15 protein-coding genes are annotated in these 18,805 nt (G+C 35.1%); 3 read left to right on the top strand and 12 right to left on the bottom strand.

Going from position 1 to position 18,805, the window contains the following annotated elements; translation table 11 throughout:
- Positions 1 to 57 precede the first annotated feature (57 nt).
- From A9G24_RS08010 to srlA, 7 genes are all read right to left on the bottom strand, one after another.
- Positions 58 to 1,650 (bottom strand): hypothetical protein, encoded by a 1,593-nt coding sequence (locus A9G24_RS08010; RefSeq protein WP_065638532.1) that lies wholly within the window; start codon positions 1,648 to 1,650, stop codon positions 58 to 60.
- A 546-nt stretch (positions 1,651 to 2,196) separates the two neighbouring features.
- A complete protein-coding gene (srlR, locus tag A9G24_RS08005; protein ID WP_065638531.1) occupies positions 2,197 to 2,976 on the bottom strand; it encodes a glucitol operon DNA-binding transcriptional repressor SrlR in 780 nt (259 codons plus the stop codon).
- Positions 2,977 to 3,077: 101 nt separating this feature from the next.
- The gene (locus tag A9G24_RS08000; RefSeq protein WP_065638530.1) at positions 3,078 to 3,446 is read right to left on the bottom strand and encodes a transcriptional regulator GutM; all 369 of its coding nucleotides are present in this window, start codon (positions 3,444 to 3,446) and stop codon (positions 3,078 to 3,080) included.
- A gap of 76 nt (positions 3,447 to 3,522) precedes the next feature.
- Positions 3,523 to 4,302: a sorbitol-6-phosphate dehydrogenase gene (gene srlD, locus A9G24_RS07995; protein WP_065638529.1), complete on the bottom strand. Its 780-nt coding sequence runs from the start codon at positions 4,300 to 4,302 to the stop codon at positions 3,523 to 3,525.
- 10 nt (positions 4,303 to 4,312) lie between these two features.
- Complete coding sequence (locus A9G24_RS07990) at positions 4,313 to 4,684, bottom strand: PTS glucitol/sorbitol transporter subunit IIA (protein WP_218056260.1); 372 nt, start codon at positions 4,682 to 4,684, stop codon at positions 4,313 to 4,315.
- 26 nt (positions 4,685 to 4,710) lie between these two features.
- Positions 4,711 to 5,718 (bottom strand): PTS glucitol/sorbitol transporter subunit IIB, encoded by a 1,008-nt coding sequence (gene srlE / locus A9G24_RS07985; protein ID WP_065638527.1) that lies wholly within the window; start codon positions 5,716 to 5,718, stop codon positions 4,711 to 4,713.
- A 21-nt stretch (positions 5,719 to 5,739) separates the two neighbouring features.
- Complete coding sequence (gene srlA / locus A9G24_RS07980) at positions 5,740 to 6,288, bottom strand: PTS glucitol/sorbitol transporter subunit IIC (protein WP_065638526.1); 549 nt, start codon at positions 6,286 to 6,288, stop codon at positions 5,740 to 5,742.
- Positions 6,289 to 6,559: 271 nt separating this feature from the next.
- Here srlA and A9G24_RS07975 point away from each other — a divergent pair, with 271 nt between their 5' ends.
- The 3 genes from A9G24_RS07975 to mutH all read left to right on the top strand — a co-directional run bounded on the left by A9G24_RS07975 (position 6,560) and on the right by mutH (position 8,482).
- Complete coding sequence (locus A9G24_RS07975) at positions 6,560 to 7,096, top strand: Dps family protein (RefSeq protein WP_065638525.1); 537 nt, start codon at positions 6,560 to 6,562, stop codon at positions 7,094 to 7,096.
- Positions 7,097 to 7,167: 71 nt separating this feature from the next.
- Positions 7,168 to 7,716, top strand: a complete 549-nt coding sequence (locus tag A9G24_RS07970; protein ID WP_065638524.1) for an NADPH-dependent FMN reductase — start codon at positions 7,168 to 7,170, stop codon at positions 7,714 to 7,716.
- 79 nt (positions 7,717 to 7,795) lie between these two features.
- Positions 7,796 to 8,482, top strand: a complete 687-nt coding sequence (gene mutH, locus A9G24_RS07965; protein ID WP_065638523.1) for a DNA mismatch repair endonuclease MutH — start codon at positions 7,796 to 7,798, stop codon at positions 8,480 to 8,482.
- 408 nt (positions 8,483 to 8,890) lie between these two features.
- On the opposite strand, the gene nrdB is transcribed toward mutH, so the two are convergent.
- From nrdB to A9G24_RS07940, 5 genes are all read right to left on the bottom strand, one after another.
- Positions 8,891 to 10,021, bottom strand: coding sequence for a class Ia ribonucleoside-diphosphate reductase subunit beta (gene nrdB / locus A9G24_RS07960; protein ID WP_065638564.1), 1,131 nt, complete (start codon positions 10,019 to 10,021; stop codon positions 8,891 to 8,893).
- Between the two features lie 144 nt (positions 10,022 to 10,165).
- Positions 10,166 to 12,451 carry a class 1a ribonucleoside-diphosphate reductase subunit alpha gene (gene nrdA / locus A9G24_RS07955; RefSeq protein WP_065638522.1) on the bottom strand — a complete coding sequence of 762 codons (2,286 nt, stop codon included), beginning with the start codon at positions 12,449 to 12,451 and terminating at the stop codon, positions 10,166 to 10,168.
- Between the two features lie 1,313 nt (positions 12,452 to 13,764).
- Positions 13,765 to 15,120 carry a hypothetical protein gene (locus tag A9G24_RS07950; protein WP_065638521.1) on the bottom strand — a complete coding sequence of 452 codons (1,356 nt, stop codon included), beginning with the start codon at positions 15,118 to 15,120 and terminating at the stop codon, positions 13,765 to 13,767.
- A gap of 606 nt (positions 15,121 to 15,726) precedes the next feature.
- The gene (locus A9G24_RS07945; RefSeq protein ID WP_065638520.1) at positions 15,727 to 17,109 is read right to left on the bottom strand and encodes a hypothetical protein; all 1,383 of its coding nucleotides are present in this window, start codon (positions 17,107 to 17,109) and stop codon (positions 15,727 to 15,729) included.
- 281 nt (positions 17,110 to 17,390) lie between these two features.
- Positions 17,391 to 18,725, bottom strand: a complete 1,335-nt coding sequence (locus A9G24_RS07940) for a replication-associated recombination protein A (RefSeq protein ID WP_304364009.1) — start codon at positions 18,723 to 18,725, stop codon at positions 17,391 to 17,393.
- Positions 18,726 to 18,805: the final 80 nt, after the last annotated feature.

Below are 18,805 nucleotides of genomic sequence, written 5' to 3'. Positions count from 1 at the left end.
TTTTATGAATAGTCTTGTAAAAATCATGCTATAAACACCTGAAATACATCATCACCTTTAAGGACTGACACATGCTGTTTGTATAGTTCTCCATGGTTCATTAAAATCACCTACTGATCCCATCATGGGTTCAACAGAAAAATATTGATTAGGCTTAGATTGGGTAGCCGTCCAAAATCCAGCCGAAAGACCCACGTTCCAGTCCCAAAAAACAGCGTATTCACCATTTTGTAGAGCAGCCTCCTCACCATCTAATGGATCTAAAGTAGTCATATTCCCCCATTCATTAAATAATCCCCCAACCCAACGGTTGCCACGTTTAAAACTTAAGCGTCGTTGATAATAATAGTCCATTCCTGGTATACCGCCACCTGCATAATCGCTATTAGTGTAATCATTAACATCGGGGAGACGATAATGACTATCTAACCCTTGACAAAACTGTATGGCTTGTTCATGTGTCATCGAGTTATACACTACTTCCTCATTTTCTTTTATAGTGGGGGGATTATTTATATACCAACGCTCTATCTTAAAGCTATAAAGTAAATGGGTATGGCTATTATCTGCGTAAAGTTTAAATACCGACGGCGAAAAACGCTTATCTTTTGAATCGAGCGTTGGCCCTTTTAATTTTATCTTTAGACCACTTCTAAGCTCTATCGGTCTCGCATTCCAACGCTCTCTATCATTTTCATTATACACGTCATTCCAATTTACCTCGTCGGCAGAAAGCGATAAGGTGACGCCATGACCACTCTCCGCACTAACAGTAGCACCATTTGCGGCAATAATCTGTTCTGCCGTTATGCCTGACAATAATAAGAAAAAATGTAAATTATCTGCTCCTGTTGTCGGGAAGTTATCACTGGGCTTATCGGCATCATTTACTTTAAATCCTGCAAATGCCACCCAATTAGGACCATCCATTATATCTGAAAATCGACCGTCATATTTGCTATTTGGATACGCATAACAGGCTGATGGTTTGTCCGCCTTAACGCCCAAATAATAAGTGTGGCTGATATCATTAAAAGTGCTGGTTTGTGGTACGCCATATTCGGTGGATAAGTGACCATTAGTTGCCGTAATGGTCAGTTGATAAGGCATATCACAAGCCGTTAATAATTTATTCGGATTAGTTTTAATTTCGGCTGTAATATCTTTATTATCGGCATTTTTCCATGCAACTGTTAGGCTACCTGTCGCGCTGGCATTTCCATCACCATCGGCATCTCCCCAATAATTATAGGGTTCACCAATTAAATTATTCAGATCAATTCGAGGATAATGACTATTACCTGCTAATGGTACTAATGTTTGAATATCAGCAAAGGTTTTGGCTTCGCTGGGTAATGTTATAGGAGTGTTAAAGCTTGAATTATCTACCTTTGCATCAGGATATAAATCGGTATTTGCACCTGGCGCAATATACACGCTACCATCAGGGAATTTTATACCGAGCAAACCTTCTTCACTCATCGCCTTGGTTACGCCACCATCCATACTTAAATAAGGTGCACTCCCCTGTATAATGTTAGTGGTCGTTGCCGATAGCGCAATAGCTTTAGTTGAGACTATTAAGCCCAATAATGCTGTTGAGGTTCGTTTTGTTAGTTTCTCAAAAGATGTGACTTTTCGTTTCATCATTAACTACTTCCGATTGCACAATATTTTCATTTTTCTTTTTTATTTACTAAAATTAAATAAATAAAATTCAGCAATTTATCAAATTCCTTTTGTGATACCCTATAAAATATTGAGCAATAAAAACCTAAAATACTCAAAAGACGATAAGTCACAAATAAAGAACGGAATTCATTATAAACATTATTTTAAAGTAAGTAATACGAATTTTTTGTTAAGATTTATTAAGATGAAAGTTAAATGTGATAACTATCGTATGGATCAAAATTGACGAAACCTATTCTTTTAAATAAACAGGAAAGCAGAAAACGTGAAACGCACTTTAATGGCGATATAGCATAATCAGCAAATATTCGAAGCTTCAAAACTGAAAAACAAAAATTTAAGTGATTTTAAGTCAAAATGCCTTATGAGTTTTAAGTGGATTATTTACTCATAAAGTGTAAACAGCCTAGTGCTTTCCTAAAGATAAAAGTATAGCTATTATGCAGATTAACTTCTTAACCAACCTCAAAAATAGTTAAATTTCTATGACAAAATCGACTTGATTTATGTTTCGTTGGTCTTGACTTTAATAACTTTAATGCCTTTTTGGGTCAGTGCATCATAATATTTATTATCTAAATTATCATCAGTAATGATCGTATCGACAGCACTTAAATCACAAACAACATTGGGGCTACGGCGACCAAATTTTGAGGAGTCAACTAACAAAATTAACTTAGCAGCAGCTTTGCTCATAGCTACACTGCCATGATAACTTTCGTTAAACGTTGTCACGCCACCTATTAAATCCACCCCATCAGCGCCCATAAACAGCTTATCGAAAGTATAAGATTCAAATGCCGCGATGGCTAAAGCGTTATTACTATGGAAAGAGGCCGATTTTCGACGAAACGTTCCGCCCGTTAAAATAATCGTTTGATCATTATCATTAGCAACCAACTCATTGACCATATGCAAACTATTGGTCATAATCGTTAAATTATTAAACCTTGCTAACATGGGGATCATTTGCGCAACCGTGCTTCCTGCATCAAAAATAATTGAGTCGCCCTCATGAATTAATTTAGCGGCTTCTTCTGCTATGGCTTTTTTTTGTGCCGTGTTAATATAGGTTTTATGATCTATGGCTCTATCGCCAACCTCTCGATTCAGCATTGCTCCGCCGTATGTACGCAAAACTAAACCACTTTCATGCAGTTGGGTGAGATCTTTACGAATGGTTGTCCCTGTTGTTTTAAAATGCTCGGCCAACTCTTCTACGCTGATTTGCCCATTTTTTTGTAGATATTCCAGAATCGCTGTTTGTCGTTGCTTCACTTTCACAATTAAATCCCATTACCATTATCGACACGCATCATACATAAAATCACTTTAAAATATATTATTTCACAATAAAAGGGAATATTTTTCAAAATAAAAGTTAATTATTTTTTATTTGCGGTTAACGCTACAGTCAAGGCACTTTGACTAACAGGATCATTTGGGAAAATATTTGCAGGAATGATATCAGTGATAGATAAACCATGTAATTGAGCAATGGGTTTTGGTAAAGCAAACACAGTGATGCCTTTCATTAATACTGAATCGATAACAATTTGGTGTTCATCTAATGAAATAGCAATTAATACCCTTGGTCTAAATCGCTTTGTTTTGCTGCGGCCAACCCCTAAATAAGCTCCTTTTTTCATCGCTAAAAAAGCTTGATTAAAACGACGGATCTGAAGCCAACTAAATATGATTTGAATACACCAAACAATAAGTGCGATAACAATTAAAGAGGTGGTCATATTCATATATGGACTCCATTTAAGCTTGATTAGAATAGCAATGCGAAAATTTTTTACAAAATTTCCGCACACTATATTTTACCTAGAACATCACTTGTCCACCAGTAATGTTGATTGATTGCCCTGTGCAATAAGAGGCTTTATCACTTGCATAAAATAACAAGACATTAAGCACATCTAGGTAATCGCAACCGCGTTTGAGTGGCACTTTATCAATATAGACTTGTTCAACTTGATTTTCTGGGATACCTAGTTTCTTTGCATATTGAGGTAATAATGATTGGAACATGGGTGATTTAAGCAAATTACCCAGCATCAACGAGTTAACGGTAATACCATGATCAGCAAGATCTAAAGCTAAAGATTGTGTTAACCCGACCCCCCCAAATTTGGCAGCACTGTATCCTGAATTATGTTTACTGCCCACTTTACCTGATTTTGAGTTAATTTGAATAATGCGACCTTGCGTATTGTATTTGATCATTAATTTGGCAAATTCACGTGCACATAAAAAATAACCAGTGAGATTAACATTGACTGATAACTGAAAATCATTCAATGCAAAATGGGTAATAGGTGCTGCTTTTGCAACGCCTGCGCTATACACCATTAAATCAACACGTTTAAACACATCATCAACATCTTGCGCTAATTGCAGTACACTTTCTTCGTTTGTAGCGTCAACTCCAAATCCTTTTGCAGTGCCCGCACCATGCTTTTGATTAATTGCATCAGCGACTTTATTGGCATTGTCCATATTCAAATCAGCAACAACAACATGATATCCAGCATCAGCAATACCATTACATAAGAATTCTCCTAGGGTTTGTCCCCCACCTATAATAACTGCGACTTGTTTCATTTTTATATCCTCATCGATTTAAAATTTTAATTTCATCACCAACAGAAAGCTGATTTGGGCATTGTCCATCTAGGTGAACGTTTCCTGGTAGCTCAGCCTCATGGTTACCATCAAACTTTAATGTGATGTGCCCTAATTCACGAAAATTAGCATTGGCAACTTCGCCAACCGAAGTGATGAGATAACTTTGATTGCCTAATTGCAGTGCTTGTCCTACTTGTAGTTCTTGCTGAAAATCATCGTGGCTATGAACAAAACAATAATCCGCTAAGTCTGATGGCGCGCCATCCTTAAATAGGATTAACATGCCATCGGCTAAAGCTTCTTGGGCAAACTCGCCAATATGGTTAATTTTTGATTGATAAATAGTCTTTGACATCATTTAACCCTCTTAACTATTCGAAATGGTTAGTGATATATAAATAACGAAACAGCCCATGCCGTTAATACTGTCGGAGCACCAGTTAAAAAGCGGCCAACAAGCACAGAGGGAACGCCGACACGTACTGTATCTTGTTTCGCTTCAGCAAGTGATAAACCAACAGGAATAAAGTCACATGCGGCTTGCGCATTAATTGCAAACAATGCTGGCAATGCTAAATGAGGAGGAATATTACCAAGACCAATTTGCACCCCAACTAACGTACCAATAACTTGCGCAATAACCGCACCGGGTCCTAAAAATGGTGAAAGTAATGGAAAAGAACAAATCAAGGCTAAAATGATAAGCCCAATTGGGTTATTCGCTAGCGGAACTAAACCATGAGCGATAAAGTTACCCAAACCTGATGCAATAATGATTCCAATAATTGCAGAGACAAACGCCATGAAAGGAAGTATGGTTTTAAGTACAGTATCAATAGTGTCACGACCAGCTTGGAAGAAAACAGCAACGCCCGATCCCATACCAATACCAATTTTTGCTAATAATCCATCGCTTTGTTCAGTAATTTTCTTACTGCTATCATATTCTTTAAATTCAGACGATGTATTATGTATTGGTGATGCTTTAACTGCTGATGGTGTTTCACTTACTAAATCACTTTCTTTTTCTATCAACGTGATATTGTGGGGTTTTACCGCTGAAACATAAATATCCTCAATGATATATTGAGCAAGTGGACCCGATTTACCGGTTGCGTGAATATTGATAGTTGGAATAAGATTTTTAGGGTAGATACCACAACGTAACGTGCCACCACAGTCAATCACAGCAACACCAATTTCATCTTTAGGTGGCTCACCTTCTTTAAAACCATCAATTGCCTCCCACCCCGTTAATTCGGTTAATGTGTCAACGATGGCTGGCTTTGTTCCTGCGGCGATATAAACAATCTTTTTACCGTCAATGACAGGAAGCTCTAATGGACCGCCCCAACCTGATTCACCTTTTTCAATTCGAATAAATTTAACCATTTTGATATTCCTTATGATTATTTATAAATGAACTTTTCTTTCTAATTTAATCCCCATTTTTCTTTCAAAAATGGCGGTGCAAAAGTCAGTAATCCAACCTCTAAAAAAGTTAGTGATTAAACCAACAAGAAAATAGCTCACGGCAAGGGGACCGAGTGGCAGACCTAATTTTGTTAAACCAGCAGCAATACCTAAATAAACAAATAGTTCACCAGGGTTAACATGGGGAAATAATCCATTCATTGAATGACAACTATAAGAAGATGCAGCGTAATAACTTGGTTTGTAAAACTCTGGCATAAAACGACCTAAGCTTAATGTCATTGGATTACAAAAAACAAAAGTGCCTATTAATGGCAATAAAAGATATCGAGAGATAGGATTGCCAGCACACGCTTGAGCTAAACGCTCGATACGTTCTTGTCCAATAAATTTAATAATCGCATTCATGACAACAAGCAGTGAAATTAATAGCGGTAAAATCCCCGTTACCATTCCAACGAATACTTTGCCTCCTTCTTGGAATAAACCAATAAACCATTCAGCACCAAATGAAATAACGTCGATCATATTTCCTCCTATTTTTGTTAAATTTCGAGCAAATAATATCAACTAAGAAACAGAAAAACTTTTAGTTAGATCACAATTTGAAATATTTTCTTTTATTTTGAAAGAAAATATTTCAAAAAGATAAAAATAAGAAATAAATGAAAAAAGAATCATAGGTTACTGAAATAGCAATGATAGTAAAAAATTAACTTTTTTTATTGGACATTAACATTAAGTTGGCGTAATTTTATCAATACGGGTATTTATTATTCAATTTAAAGGAGAATATATCATGGCTAAAAGTACGACTTCTGCTAAAAAGCTACAACAAGCAGCGATTTTGTTTCCAACTGATTTAGGTCAACAGGCATCAAAAGATATTTCTGGAGCAATGAATTCTGTTTTAGCAGATGTATTTGCTTTATATTTAAAAACCAAAAACTTCCACTGGCATGTGAGTGGCCCTCATTTCCGTGATTACCACTTAATGTTAGATGATCATGGTGATGAGTTATTTGCAATGACAGATCCTATTGCGGAACGTGTCCGTAAATTAGGTGGTACAACACTACGTTCAATTGGTCATATCGCTAAATTGCAAAGTATTTCTGATAATAATGCTGATTTTGTTGAACCATCAGATATGCTTGCCGAACTTTGCCAAGATAATGTGAGACTAACAGAACGCATGCGTGTAGCCCATGATATTTGTGGTAAATACAATGACACAGCAACTGCAAGTTTAATTGAAGAATGGATAGATCAAACTGAAAAACGTGCATGGTTCTTATTTGAAGCCGGCCGAAAAGTCGACTCATCAGGACATTAATAAATAATTATTAATGACAATAATAAGAGGCATATTCAATGCCTCTTATTAAAACTAAGTGGAGATTTAAGATGAGTAAAAAAATTGCTGTATTAGTTGGGAGTTTACGTAAAGACTCTTATAACTTAAAAGTGGCAAAAGTTTTTCAGAAAATTGCACCACCATCACTTTCGTTACAAATTATTCAAATTGGCGATTTACCTTTATATAATGAAGATATTGATACTGATACCCCGCCTGCCTCTTATACTCGTTTCCGTCAAGAATTAGCAGAATGTCAAGGTGCAATTTTTGTAACACCTGAATATAATCGCGGCTTGCCAGCAGTTATCAAAAATGCAATAGATGTGGGATCCCGCCCTTATGGTAAAAGTATTTGGTCAAAAAAACCGGCTGCAATTATTTCGGTTTCTCCAGGTGCAATTGGTGGATTTGGGGCAAATCATCAATTACGTCAATCTTTAGTGTTCCTTGATATGCCAACATTGCAACAACCAGAAGCTTATTTTGGCGGTGTAAGTACTGCCTTTGATGCACAAGGCAATATTACCGAAAAAAGCAAAGAATTTTTATCATTATTTATTAATACTTATGCTACTTGGGTTGAAAAGTTAAGTTAATTGATATAAATTTTCTTATTCGCAGCCAAGCTTTTTTGGCTGTTTGATTTATTGGTAAGTCAGTTTAAATTCCTCTGTAATGATATTATCTACTCCAAAAAGTGAGCAAGAGCTATTAAATCGTGCACAATTAGTTGCAGGATATTCTTTTGGTGAAATAGCACAATACTTAAACATCACGATACCCGATAACTTAAATAAACAAAAAGGTTGGGTAGGTAACCTTATCGAAACATTTTTAGGTGCAAATGCTGGCAGTAAAGCTGAGCAAGATTTTGCCAATCTGGGGATAGAGCTAAAAACGATTCCTGTTGATAAGCAAGGTAAACCATTAGAAACGACCTTTGTCAGTGTCGCGCCATTAATGGCTAATCATGGTGTTATTTGGGAAACAAGCCATGTTAGATACAAGCTTGCCAAAGTGCTTTGGATCCCAATAGAGGGAGAAAGAACCATTCCACTTTCACATCGCAAAGTTGGAAAACCTATTTTATGGACACCAACTGAAGAACAAGAACAACAGCTCAAACAAGACTGGGAAGAATTAATGGATATGATAGCGCTAGGGCACGTTGAAAAAATTACGGCTCGATATGGCACTTATTTACAAATTAGACCTAAAGCAGCCAATGGGCAATCTTTGACCGAAGCAGTGGGTGAAAAAGGGCAAATTATTTTAACGCGTCCACGCGGGTTTTATTTAAAAAAAACGTTTACGATGCAAATTTTGCAAACTTCAATGTGTAGTGCCGACCAAGGCAGATAAACTATTAATAGATTAACTTTAAATAAATTAATCTATTAATATTACATCAGTGGCGTTATTGTTGGCTTAAGTTGCTGTGTTAACTATTATCAAGCTAGATTATTCAGATGATTATTCAACACTGAGCACGATGACTGACATGCATTTATGCTGTGATCTTTGGCAAGCTCGCTTCAATAGCATGACGCTGTAACTATCCCCTAAAACGCACAGCGATATTTCTTTTCTTTATCGTGTTTTATACTTACGGTGGACTATTTACATAATAAAGATAATAAATATCTTGCCGTCATTTAATTTAGTTATCAAGCAACCGTTGGTTATTATTTTGATCTTTTATTAAAAAAGGAACAGTAATTTGTTCCTTTTGTTAAAAAGTTTCAGGAAAGTATGCGTTTGAGTATAAAATTATAATGTAAAATCACTTAAATCATTTTCATTAATTTCAGCATCAATTTGTCCGACTAAATATGAGCTCATTTCAGCTTCTTGCGGTGCTACTTGTACATTATCAGACACAAGCCAGTTATTGATCCATGGAATTGGATTTGATTTAACTTCAAAGGGTAATTTTAGCCCGACTGCTTGCATGCGAATATTAGTAATATATTCGATATATTGGCATAATATATCTTTATTTAAGCCAATCATTGAACCGCCTTCAAACAGGTATTCTGCCCACTCTTTTTCTTGATTGGCGGCTTGTAAAAATAGATCATAACAATCTTGTTCGCACTCTTTGGCAATTTCTGCCATTTCGGGATCATCTTCTCCACTACGCAGCGTATTTATCATAAACTGTGTGCCAGTTAAATGTAGCGCTTCATCACGAGCAATCAGTTTGATGATTTTTGCGTTACCTTCCATTAGTTCACGCTCAGCAAAAGCAAATGAGCAGGCAAAACTGACATAAAAGCGAATAGCTTCAAGTGCATTGACACTCATTAAGCACAGATAAAGTTTCTTTTTTAGTTCACGTAAATTAATGGAAACCGTGTGATTATTAATGTTATGTCTGCCTTCGCCAAATAAATTATAGTAACTTGCATAGCTAATAAGGTCATCGTAATAACCTGCAATATCACCTGCGCGTTTTTGAATTTCTTTATTGGTGACAATATCATCAAACACGATCGATGGATCATTAACAATATTACGAATGATATGGGTATAAGAACGTGAGTGAATAGTTTCTGAAAACGACCAGGTTTCTACCCAAGTTTCAAGTTCTGGAATTGAAATCAGCGGCAGTAATGCAACATTGGGACTACGTCCTTGAATGGAATCGAGTAATGTTTGATATTTTAAATTACTAATAAAAATATGCTTTTCGTGTTCAGGAAGGTGTGAATAATCAATACGATCTTGTGATATATCAACTTCTTCTGGTCGCCAGAAAAACGAGAGTTGTTTTTCAATTAACTTTTCAAACATCTCATATTTTTGCTGATCATAACGTGCAACATTTACCGATTGTCCAAGAAACATCGGTTCTTTGAGTTGATCATTATGCACATGCGAGAAAGTACTGTAATTCATACTCATAAAAGAACTCCTACTAATTTATCGTTGCTTTTACCGCTACCTTCCGACAGTGTAAAAGGTAAATTAAATGGGGAATGACTTGTTACTCCCCATAAAAACTAAGTGTTAGCGTGTAGCTATTTTTTGTTTTAACAATGGTTAAATCTTACAAGCGCCACCTTCGCAACCATCATCACTTTTAGTCAGTGCTATATCACCTTGAATATCTTCAGCACCATCGCGGGTGTTGTGATAATAAAGTGTTTTTACGCCAAACTTATAAGCAGTTAATAAATCAGCCAATAACTGTTTCATTGGGACTTTATCATTTGGGAATTTAGTCGGATCATAATTGGTATTAGCCGAAATTGATTGGTCAATAAATTTCTGCATAATTCCTACTAAGTGCAAATACCCTGTATTATTAGGAATTTGCCAAAGTAGCTCATAGAAATTTTTTAACCCATTATAATCTGGCACAACTTGCTTTAAGATACCATCTTTCGAAGCTTTAACACTAATAAACCCTCGTGGCGGTTCTATGCCGTTTGTTGCATTGGATATTTGTGAAGATGTTTCTGATGGCATTAATGCCGATAAAGTTGAATTACGCAGCCCATGAGTTTTAATTGATTCTCGAAGTGATTCCCAATCATAATGTAAAGGCTCTTTGGTAATAGTATCTAAATCTTTTTTGTAAGTATCGATTGGTAAAATGCCTTGCGCATAAGTTGTTTCGTTAAATAGTGAGCATGCTCCCTTTTCTTTAGCAAGGTTATTAGAGGCTTTTAGCAAGTAATATTGCATAGCTTCAAAAGTACGGTGCGTTAAATTGTTGGCACTACCATCAGAATATTTAACGCCATTTTTTGCTAAATAATAAGCATAGTTAATGACGCCAACGCCTAATGTACGACGATTTATTGAAGAGTTTCGAGCAGCAGGAACTGGGTAATTTTGGTAATCCAGTAGTGAATCAAGTGCACGTACAGTTAAGTCAGCAAGCTCTTCAAAATCATCTAATGATTCGATTTTGCCAAGGTTAAAGGCCGACAACGTACAAAGTGCAATTTCCCCGTTTTCATCATTGACATTATTAAGTGGCTTGGTAGGTAGCGCAATTTCCATACATAAATTAGATTGATGAACAGGCGCCAATTGAGCATTAAATGGACTGTGGGTATTACAGTGATCAACATTTTGGATATAAATACGCCCCGTTGATGCGCGTTCTTGCATTAATAATGCAAAAAGTTCAACCGCTTTAACCACGCGTTTGCGAATATTGACATCTTGCTCATATTGGTGATAAAGCGTTTCAAACCTATCTTGATCAGCAAAAAAAGCCTCATAAAGTCCAGGTACATCTGATGGGCTAAATAGGGTAATGTTTTCGTTTTTGATTAAACGTTGATACATTAATTTGTTAATTTGTACCCCATAATCGAGATGACGAACACGATTTTCTTCAACCCCACGATTGTTACGTAAGACTAATAAACTTTCGACTTCTAAATGCCAAAGAGGATAAAAAACGGTTGCAGCACCACCTCGCACACCTCCTTGCGAACAAGATTTAACAGCTGTTTGGAAGTATTTATAAAATGGAATACAACCTGTATGAAATGCTTCACCACCACGAATTGAACTACCCAAGGCACGAATTCGCCCAGCATTGATACCAATTCCTGCGCGTTGTGATACATATTTTACAATCGCACTGGCTGTTGCATTGATTGAATCTAAGCTATCATCACACTCAATTAATACACAAGAACTAAATTGGCGAGTAGGCGTACGAACGCCTGCCATAATGGGGGTTGGCAGTGAAATTTTAAAGGTAGAAACAGCATCATAAAAACGTTTAATATAGTTAAGGCGTGTTTCTTTAGGATAGTTAGCAAATAAACAAGCTGCGACTAAAATATATAAAAACTGTGCGCTTTCATAAATCTGGCCAGTAACACGATTTTGTACTAAATACTTCCCTTCAAGCTGTTTGACCGCAGCATATGAAAACGACATATCTCGCCAATGGTCAATCATTTTGTCCATTTGTTCAAACTCTTCTTGGGTATAATCTTCAAGTAAGTGTTTATCATAATGTTCACTGTCGACCAATTTTTTAACATGTTCGTATAGCGATGGAGGCGTAAATTGGTTATAGGCTTTTTTACGTAAATGAAAAATGGCCAAACGCGCTGCTAAATATTGATAATCAGGGGCTTCTTGTGAGATCAGGTCGGCAGCCGCACGGATAATTGTTTCATGAATATCCGATGTGCGAATACCGTCGTAAAATTGAATATGTGAACGCAATTCAACTTGAGAAACGGAAACATTTTCTAAACCCTCAGCCGCCCACGCAATAACCCGATGGATTTTATCAAGGTTGATTGGCTCTTTTTGCCCATTTCGTTTTGTTACTAATATTGATTTATTCATTCTTCTTATCGACTCAAATTGTAAAATTTATTGTTAGTTATAATAATTGATAATTATCAAAATATACAATATATAGTACCTATTAATTAATTTATTACTATATATAGTGTGTTTATTAATCAGCGATGTTAATTTATTAGCTAAAATCAAGTATTATTTGTAGAAAAATGCTGAGTTGCTTATACTTAGTAATTACAATAATCCTCTAAAAACTCATAAGGCGTTTTCACCATAATTGTGCAATGCGGTTTAACCCTATAATAAAAAAGAATAAATTACTTAAACTTTTATTTTCTATCCTTTGAATCCTAACCAATGCTTATCCAACGTTTTAACAAATAGAGACTGCAATTCCCAATGGTTCACGAAACGGTATAGAATCCTGAATATTTTTTACAAAAATATAACCTAAAAAACGAACACCATATCTTCATTAAAGTTCCTATCGCTTTCGGCTTTCCCATTCGTTTGTGAGCAGGGGAGATTTTGTAAATGTTTTGATTGATACGATGGTTATCATACGTTTTAACAAATAGAGACTGCAATTCCCAATGGTTCACGAAACGGTATAGAATCCTGAATATTTTTTACAAAAATATAACCTAAAAAACGAACACCATATCTTCATTAAAGTTCCTATCGCTTTCGGCTTTCCCATTCGTTTTTGAGCAGGGGAGATTTTGTAAATGTTTTGATTGATACGATGGTTATCATACGTTTTAACAAATAGAGACTGCAATTCCTAATGGTTCACGAAACGGTATAGAATCCTGAATATTTTTTACAAAAATATAACCTAAAAAACGAACACCATATCTTCATTAAAGTTCCTATCGCTTTCGGCTTTCCCATTCGTTTGTGAGCAGGGGAGATTTTGTAAATGTTTTGATTGATACGATGGTTATCATACGTTTTAACAAATAGAGACTGCAATTCCTAATGGTTCACGAAACGGTATAGAATCCTGAATATTTTTTACAAAAATATAACCTAAACAGTAAACAGTTAAATAAATACCCTGCCTGTTTTAATGTTTTATATTCAAGGGATCTTTTAACGTTAATCTGATGGTTTTATAACGTTCCTTAGTTACTGGTTAAAGATTTGATTTGTTTGGCTTAGAGGATAATAACCATTTTATGGTTATTTATTACCAAAGTTTCTAAACTTAGTGTAAACAAAATGGTATCGATAAAAAATAATTAAAAAATCAATAAATTAAAACAGATAAACAAATGACATTAATAAAATTATAAAAGTAAAGATCTACATACTATTAATGTAGATCTTTTGGAGAAGCTTAATTAAAAGTTTTATTTAATAGCAGTACAGACACCGTTTTTTTGTTCATTTTCTCCTCGGCAATGATATATAGCATTGTTGGTGTGTAAATCACAATATCTTTTTTCAACAGTGTCATATAGCCAAATGCGTTTAAAAGCACTACCTTGTCTAGGACCTGCTGCCCAAGAACCAGGGTAAGCTTTTTGATTTGGATCACCCCATTCACCTAATAATGTGCCGATTTCTCGAGTGAATCTTGCATTTCTACCCATTGGAGCATTACTTACTTCATTTGCATAACTTACACGATAATGACCATCTAGTTCTTTACAACCTGAAACTATTTGTTCTACGCTACCCCTATTGGCTATTGGTTGACCAATTAAGTTTTTATCCCAGCCACTAAACCATTTGGTAATGGTGAATGGGTATTGAATGATACTGCCTGTAATTTTATTTCTTCCTTGAATAATAATTGTATATCCATTATTTGAGCCCATAACATGCCGCCAAGCTGTGTCGGTATTCCGTGCTTCTGTGGTATTAAATATAACGGTTACTGTATCAGAATTGCTAGAAATAGTAACAAGTTCACGTCCTTTAACAATCTCCCAATCATAATTTTTAGCAACGCCTGTTTTAGCTAATAAAAGCTTAAATTGAGCACCATAAAAAGCAGTTGTTGGGAAGTTTTTATTTTGCTCAACAGTTGATTGAACTAAAAATCCATTATTTTTGTCCCAGTGATTTTTTTCACTACCAATTGCCTCTCTAGGTAACAGTTCAGGCTGTGCATAACAAAAACCAGACTCTTCTAATAAAGTATAAATTTTAGATGGATGTGTAATAATATTTTCATTTGGATATTCATTAACGTTAGGGACACCATACTTTGAAAATAATGTTAAATCAGCAGATATTTTGACTTTATAGGGACCTGATTTTCCTTCTTTTCCTAATGAACAAAAAGTGTCAGTTTCTGTCGGTTTAAATTCGATTAATTGATTTGAATTGTTTGTATAATACCAAATCATATCGATCTTTCCTTTTGTGTTAAGAAAGCGTAATTCATCGCCATCAAGATCTAAATATTGTTCATTATTTGGCTGTTTTAAGGGCGCTACTGTAATTCTTTTTTTAAATGGATAGGTTACGGGAATAGGTGCTTTTTTAAGATCTTCACCATAATAATATTTATCATCAATTCTTAAGCCAAAAAGCTCAAAATCATTAATATGCTCTTCAAGTATTGGGACTAATTTAGGTTTAGTACCTTCAATTGAATGAACAGTTTTTGCTGATAAAGCCGCATAACTGGTTGTTGTAAATTGCAATAAATATATTGTATATATGATTGTTTTAAAATGTTTATTAGTTATCTTCATTATTGTTTTATTTCCATTATTAATTGTATTTATTTAAAAACATTTATTTTGACTTAAATCAAATATACTCATTTAATAAGCATATAAAATTTGAACTATGTTAGAAGCTTTTTTAAACACTAACAAATCATTTCGCCTGATTAATCAAAATATAAATAATAGTTAAAACCTATCAAAATAATTAATCGATAATAATTTTATTTTTGTGTTGGATATCAGGGTAAAAGCCTAGACTATAGGAATTACTCGTATTGTTTACCATAATTTCTCAAATTACTTTTCCTACACATAAAAAAATATATATCGTTGAATAAAATAGACAAGCTTGAATATATAACCAATTGAATATACAAAAAATATTATTTCTACATAAAATCTACTTTAACTTTAATCAGTTTAAAGTTGCAAAGATACCTATTAAATGTTTCATTTGATAATGTTGTTTTATATCGATCCCCATACCATTAATACGCTATTTCATGCAATAATGCTAACATAATTTCCAGTAAATTCAGGATATCGCTTACATGGAAAGATAATATTTGATTTTCTATAAAGATCTACATGTTATTAGGTAGATCTTTTAGGAATTTTAATCATTGTTTTTTATTTAATAGCAGTACAGACAGCATTTTTTTCTTCACTTTCTTCCCGGCAGTGATATTTAGCGTTGTAAGGGTGGTAGTCGCAGTAGTCTTCTACATAAGTATCCCATACCCAAATACGCTGATAAGCCTTACTTTGATTGTGATCACCTTTGATTTTTGCAGCCCAAGAATTAGGATAAGCTTCTTGAGAAGGAGCTCCCCATTCCCCTAATAAAGTGCCTATTTCTCGGGTGTATGTGGCATCACCTTTTTTATTACTCATAGGCGCATTACTTACTTCACTTGCATAACTTATACGATACTTACCATCTAATGATTGGCATCCTGAAACTATCTCATCTACCTCACCCTTATTGGCTTTAGGTAGACCAATGACACTTTTATCCCAACCACTGAACCATTTAGTTATGGTGAATGGGTATTGAACAATATTACCTGTGGTTTTATTTATTCCTTGAATGATAACTGTATAGCCTTTATCAGATCCCATAACATATTGCCAAGCCGTGCCCGTATTCATTGCTTGTGTAGTATTAAATTTGACAGTGACTACATCGGCATTGTTAGAAATCGTGACAAGTTCACTTCCTTTCACAAGCCTCCAATCATAATTGTTAGCAAGCCCTTTTTGAGCTAATAAAAGGTCAAATTGAGCACCATAAAAAGCAGTTGTTGGGAAGTTTTTAGTTGGATAAACAGTAGATTGAGCTAAAAAACCATTATTTGAGTCCCATTTATTTGCGATACTTGTAGCAGCCTCTTTGGGGGCTAGTTCTGGTTTTGCATAACAAATTCCCGAATCTGAACTTATTGTATAAGTTTTAGATGGATGTTTGGTGATCCTATTATTCGGGTATTGATTGGTAAGTGGAACTCCGTACTTGGAAGTTAAAATTAAATCAGCGGATATTTTTATGTTATATGGACCAAATTTGCCTTCTTTTGCTAATGAGCAAAAGGTGTCGGAATCTGTCGGTATAAATTCAACCATTTTATTTTTAGAATTTGTGTAATACCAAGTTATTTTAGCTGGGGAATTTATTGCAAGATACCCTAATTCATCACCGTCAATATCAATATATTGTTCTGCATTAGGTTGTTTCATCGGCGCTATTTTAATTTGATTTTTAAATGGATAAGCAACGGATATGGGAAGTTGGGCTATTTCGTTGCCATAATAATTTTTGCCATCAACTATTAGCCCAAATAGATCTAAGTCTTCTATATTTTGCTCGACTTGTGGGGATAATGATGGGACAGATCCTTGAATATCTTTAATGGTTTTGGCCGTTAGATCTGCATAACTCATTGTGCTAAACAGAAATGGACTTAGTCCAGATACAATTCTATTAAAATTTGTTTTAGTTATAATTTTACTCATATTATATATTTCTACTAATTATTATTTGGCTTCTAATTAAATTTCTCTATTATATATTTATCTTAAATTTTGTTTAAAGTGTATTTTTGATGGAATTAATAGTATTCATTTAAATAGTATACATGAATTGATTATTACTAAAACAATAGTTATTCTCTATTTAATAATTAGTTAAGATCTTTTACAAAAATATTACATTTGTTTGTAAGCCAATTAGCTTATTAAATATTTCAGGCATCGTACTACAGATGAAAGGTAATAAAGAAAAATGCACCACAAAATTAACTATTTTTTTTAGATTTGTAGCGTTGAACGGAGCTTATGCGATTTTGCTCTTCGAGCCATGCTAGCTTATCAGCATAATTCTTTTCAGCGCCACGTGTTGTGGGGTGGTAATATTTGGTATTGGCCATTTCTGGTGGAAAGTAATTTTCTCCCGCAGCGAAAGCATTAGGTTCATTATGAGCATAACGATATTCAGCACCATACCCTAAATTTTTCATTAAGTTAGTTGGTGCATTACGTAAATGCTCGGGCACATCGTAATCTGATTTAGATTGGGCGTCACTCATCGCTTGCTTAAACGCAAGATAAACAGCATTACTTTTTGGTGCACAGGCTAAATAAACAATCGCTTGTGCAATTGCGCGTTCACCTTCAGCAGGACCTACGCGCGTAAAACAATCCCATGCGGCTAGTGCGACTTGCATTGCTCTTGGATCGGCATTGCCAACATCTTCTGATGCAATGGCAAGTAATCGGCGAGCAACATAGAGAGGATCCCCTCCTGCTGAAATGATTCTTGCATACCAATACAGTGCGGCATCGGGTGCAGAACCTCGAATAGATTTATGTACAGCAGAGATTAAATCATAGAATCGATCACCTTGATTATCAAATCTGGCACTTCGTTCACCCATTACCTCTTTGAGTAATTCTGGTGTAAGCGCATGACCATCAGACATATCAACCAATAATTCAAGTGTATTAAGTGCGCGCCTTGCATCACCACTAACAAATTCAGCAATCTGTTTTTTGGTTTCTGCTGGTAAAACGATGTTTTGCTGACCATATCCCCGTTCAGAATCATCTACTGCTTGCTGTAAAATGTTTTCAATATCTTGATTTGATAATGATTTGAGTAAATAAACTCTTGCACGCGACAAAAGTGCAGAATTTAATTCAAAAGATGGATTTTCAGTTGTAGCCCCAATAAATGTCACTGTTCCGTCTTCGACATATGGCAAAAATGCATCTTGTTGGCTTTTATTAAAGCGATGGACTTCGTCAACAAATAAGATTGTACGAACGCCTGCTTGCTGATTTATTTTTGCTCGATCAATTGCGTTACGAATATCTTTTATGCCTGACGTTACCGCTGATAAACGTTCAACTTTTGCATTGGCATGATGAGCAATAATTTCAGCTAATGTCGTTTTACCTGTGCCAGGTGGTCCCCATAAAATCATTGAGTGTAAATTACCCGCTTCAATGGCTTTGGGCAATGGTTTCCCTTTCCCTAATAAATGTGTTTGCCCAATATATTCTGACAAGGTGCGAGGACGCATTCTTGCCGCTAAAGGCTTAAACTCATCAGTTGTAAATTCAAAAGACATACTCGGCATGGTACACTATATTCAGTTTTTGCAATATGAAATGTATTATATACTTGTTAATCAATAAGTGAAAAAGAAAA

Origin of the sequence: Gilliamella sp. App6-5 (assembly GCF_001690525.1) — a bacterium.
GTDB lineage: Bacteria > Pseudomonadota > Gammaproteobacteria > Enterobacterales > Orbaceae > Gilliamella > Gilliamella apicola_H.
This window is presented reverse-complemented; position numbering and strand designations above follow the sequence as displayed.

Excerpts from the sequence above, each read along its gene's own strand:
- srlA (WP_065638526.1), bottom strand. The coding sequence starts at position 6,288 with ATGATCGACGTTATTTCATTTGGTGCTGAATGGTTTATTGGTTTATTC.
- srlE (WP_065638527.1), bottom strand. The coding sequence starts at position 5,718 with ATGGTTAAATTTATTCGAATTGAAAAAGGTGAATCAGGTTGGGGCGGT.
- A9G24_RS07945 (WP_065638520.1), bottom strand. The coding sequence starts at position 17,109 with ATGAGTAAAATTATAACTAAAACAAATTTTAATAGAATTGTATCTGGA.
- A9G24_RS07940 (WP_304364009.1), bottom strand. The coding sequence starts at position 18,725 with ATGTCTTTTGAATTTACAACTGATGAGTTTAAGCCTTTAGCGGCAAGA.
- A9G24_RS08010 (WP_065638532.1), bottom strand. The coding sequence starts at position 1,650 with ATGATGAAACGAAAAGTCACATCTTTTGAGAAACTAACAAAACGAACC.
- A9G24_RS07970 (WP_065638524.1), top strand. The coding sequence starts at position 7,168 with ATGAGTAAAAAAATTGCTGTATTAGTTGGGAGTTTACGTAAAGACTCT.
- A9G24_RS07950 (WP_065638521.1), bottom strand. The coding sequence starts at position 15,120 with ATGAAGATAACTAATAAACATTTTAAAACAATCATATATACAATATAT.
- A9G24_RS08000 (WP_065638530.1), bottom strand. The coding sequence starts at position 3,446 with ATGAATATGACCACCTCTTTAATTGTTATCGCACTTATTGTTTGGTGT.
- A9G24_RS07990 (WP_218056260.1), bottom strand. The coding sequence starts at position 4,684 with ATGATGTCAAAGACTATTTATCAATCAAAAATTAACCATATTGGCGAG.
- nrdB (WP_065638564.1), bottom strand. The coding sequence starts at position 10,021 with ATGAATTACAGTACTTTCTCGCATGTGCATAATGATCAACTCAAAGAA.
- mutH (WP_065638523.1), top strand. The coding sequence starts at position 7,796 with ATGATATTATCTACTCCAAAAAGTGAGCAAGAGCTATTAAATCGTGCA.
- A9G24_RS07975 (WP_065638525.1), top strand. The coding sequence starts at position 6,560 with ATGGCTAAAAGTACGACTTCTGCTAAAAAGCTACAACAAGCAGCGATT.
- nrdA (WP_065638522.1), bottom strand. The coding sequence starts at position 12,451 with ATGAATAAATCAATATTAGTAACAAAACGAAATGGGCAAAAAGAGCCA.
- srlD (WP_065638529.1), bottom strand. The coding sequence starts at position 4,302 with ATGAAACAAGTCGCAGTTATTATAGGTGGGGGACAAACCCTAGGAGAA.